The following is a 2,914-nucleotide window of genomic DNA, read 5'->3' as shown; positions in this document are numbered from 1 at the left end:
CTGCTCCTTCGCCTGGTGGAGGGCCTGGACGAGGCGCTCGTTCTGCTGGTAGGCCTGGTCGAGCTGCTCCCGGGAGGCGTGGAGCTTCGCCCGGAGGAACTCGAACTCCCGGGGGGCCTGCTCGAGGCGGCGGCGGAGGTGGTAGACCTCCTCCTCGAGGGCCTTCACCTGGGCCTGGAGGGCCTCGATCTCGGCTTCGTAGTCCCCCATCTTCTTCGCGGACACCGCCTCCCCCCTGGGCAGCTGGCCGGAGAGCCGTCGTACCGTGCGCCGCAGCGAACTCAGGCGGGCCGTCACCCGCTCCCGGCTGCTGGCGTCCTCGGCTCCCGGGCTGCCCTCACCTCCGTGTGAGAGTCGCTCGCGCGGCTCCGCCGCGCTCGGGTCCCCCGATGAGCGGTTGCTGTCTCTCGTGACCGGGCTCATCCTGGGCTGCCTGACGCGCGTCGCCGGAAATCCCGCCTAGTATAGTAGGGAAGGCCGAAGAGGAGTCAAGCATTTTTCCCGCTCTCCGCGGCGCGTCCCGCTGCAGCGAACGTGCTGGTGCGCCGTCCTCGCGGCTCCGGGGACGCGGCCGCAGCAAAGGACGGCGGGCCTGGGGGAGTGCTCACTGATGGTGCAAGCGTCGTGCCACGGGCCGCGCTCGCGTCCGACACGCCATGCAGGCCTTCGCGGTGCCGCGCCCTGCACGCGCATCCCGCGCGCCCATCTGTGCACGCGCCGCGCGGCGGGGGCGGCGGCATGGGACAGGGAGAGCACGCAGCGGTGGCAATTCTTCCCTTCGGGTTCCGCCCGCGCGGGCGCCCGTGCTATACTCAGCGCACGTGGGCGGACGGCGCGAGACCCCCGGGGACAGAGGAGGAAGACGCCGTGGCGGAGCTGCACGGGCTGCCCCCTGACGACCTGTTGAAGATTTACTACTACCTCCGTCTCACCCGGGCCTCAGAGGACCGGGTGATCAAGCTCTACCGGCAGGGACGGGTCTTCGGCGGCGTCTACGTGAGCAACGGCCAGGAGGCGATCTCGGTCGGCAGCGCCTACGCGCTTGCCCCCGAGGACGTCACGGCACCCTCCCACCGGGATCTCGGCGCGAACTACGTCCGCGGCCTGACCCCCCGAGAGTACCTCGCCCAATACCTGGGACGGGCAACGGGCCCCACCCGGGGGCGCGACGGCAACGTTCACTACGGCGACATCAAGCGGGGAATCCTCTCCTTCGTCAGTCCGATGGCCGACCTGCTCCCCGTCGCCGCCGGGTGCGCGCTCGCCTTCAAGATCCGCCGAGAGCCCCGGATCGCCGTCGGCTACTTCGGGGACGGGGCCTCCAGCCGGGGGGACTTCCACGAGGCGGTGAACTTCGCCGCCGTCCTGCGCCTCCCGGTCCTCTTCATCTGCAACAACAACCAGTTCGCATACTCCACCCCGCTCGCGCGCCAGATGGCCGTGCCGCACGTCGCCGACCGGGCGAAGGGCTACGGGCTCCCGGCCGTCATCGTGGACGGCAACGACGTGCTCGCCGTCTACACCGCCACGAAGGCGGCGGCGGAGCGGGCCCGAGCGGGGGAGGGCCCCACGCTCATCGAGTGCAAGACCATGCGAATGCGGGGGCACGCCGAGCACGACGACGCCTCCTACGTCCCCCCCCAGCTGCTCGAGGAGTGGCGGGCCAAAGATCCGATCCAGCGCCTGGAGCGGACGCTGCGGGAGGCGGGCATCCTCAGCGACGCCGAGGAGAAACGGATCGCGGAGCAGATCACGCGGGAGGTCGAGGACGCCGTCCAGTTCGCGGAGCAGAGCCCCCTCCCGGACGGGGGCGGGGTGACCCAGGGCGTCTACGCGGTCTGAGGGGGCCGGATGGAGCCGATCACCTATCTGGAGGCGATCCGCCAGGGGCTCTGGGAGGAGATGGAGCGGGATCCCGCCGTCTTCCTCCTGGGGGAGGACATCGCCGTCTACGGCGGCGCCTTCAAGATCACCAAGGGGTTCCTGGAGAAGTTCGGCGAGGAGCGGGTCATCGACACCCCGCTCTCCGAGGCCGCCATCGTCGGGGCCTCCATCGGGGCGGCGCTGATGGGGATGCGTCCGGTGGCCGAGATGCAGTTCGCCGACTTCATCTCCTGCGGGTTCGACCAGATCGTGAACGTGGCGGCCAAGTACCACTACCGGGTCGGAACCCCTGTCCCGATGGTGATCCGCGCGCCGTACGGCGGGCGGCTGCACGCCGGCCCGTTCCACTCCCAGTGCCCCGAGGCCTGGTTCGTCCACACCCCGGGCCTCAAGGTGGTCGCCCCGGCGACCCCGGAGGACGCGAAGGGCCTGCTCAAGGCGGCGATCCGGGACCCGAACCCGGTCATCTACTTCGAGCACAAGTACCTCTACCGGCACGAGAAGGGGCCGGTCCCGGCGGGGGACTACGCGACCCCGATCGGGGTGGCGGCGGTCCGGCGGGAGGGGCGGGACGCGACCGTGATCACCTACGGGGCCATGGTGCAGCAGTCCCTGGAAGCGGCCGCGGCCGTCGCCAAGGAGGGGATCGAGACGGAGGTCCTGGATCTCCGAACCCTGAGCCCGCTCGACACGGATGCCATCGTGGCCGCCGCCGAGAAGACCGGAAAGGTCTGCATCGTCCACGAAGCCACGCAAACCGGGGGGCTGGGGGGGGAGGTCGCCGCCCTCATCGCCGAGCGCGCCTTCCGGGCTCTGGACGCCCCGATCCTGCGGGTCACGGCCCCCGACACCCCGGTCCCCTTCAGCCCGCCCCTGGAGGACGCCTATCTCCCCAAGGCGGAGAAGATCGCCGCACGACTGAGGGAGCTGGCCGCCTTCTAATACAAAGGACAGAAGGAGAGTGACACGGTCCGGGTCCTGGCGCCGGCGCCGCCCCGGCCCCCGGCCCCCCTGGGGAACCCTCCCGTGG

3 protein-coding genes are annotated in these 2,914 nt (G+C 71.1%); 2 read left to right on the top strand and 1 reads right to left on the bottom strand.

Annotated elements, in window-relative coordinates; genetic code table 11:
• Positions 1-225: proteasome ATPase (locus VGT06_05385; protein ID HEV8662564.1), on the bottom strand; the 225-nt coding region annotated here is incomplete at its 3' end.
• A gap of 642 nt (positions 226-867) precedes the next feature.
• Here VGT06_05385 and VGT06_05380 point away from each other — a divergent pair.
• Entirely contained in the window at positions 868-1,842 is a 975-nt protein-coding gene (locus tag VGT06_05380; GenBank protein HEV8662563.1) for a thiamine pyrophosphate-dependent dehydrogenase E1 component subunit alpha, read from the top strand.
• 9 nt (positions 1,843-1,851) lie between these two features.
• A complete protein-coding gene (locus tag VGT06_05375; GenBank protein ID HEV8662562.1) occupies positions 1,852-2,826 on the top strand; it encodes an alpha-ketoacid dehydrogenase subunit beta in 975 nt (324 codons plus the stop codon).
• The last annotated feature ends 88 nt before the right edge of the window (positions 2,827-2,914 follow it).

Origin of the sequence: Candidatus Methylomirabilis sp. (assembly GCA_036000645.1) — a bacterium.
Taxonomy (GTDB): domain Bacteria; phylum Methylomirabilota; class Methylomirabilia; order Methylomirabilales; family JACPAU01; genus JACPAU01.
The sequence above is the reverse complement of the archived record's forward strand: the minus strand, read 5'-3'. Positions and strand labels throughout refer to the sequence as shown.

Bases quoted from the DNA above. Each gene is read 5' to 3' on its own strand.
- VGT06_05375 (HEV8662562.1), top strand. From the start codon at position 1,852: ATGGAGCCGATCACCTATCTGGAGGCGATCCGCCAGGGGCTCTGGGAG.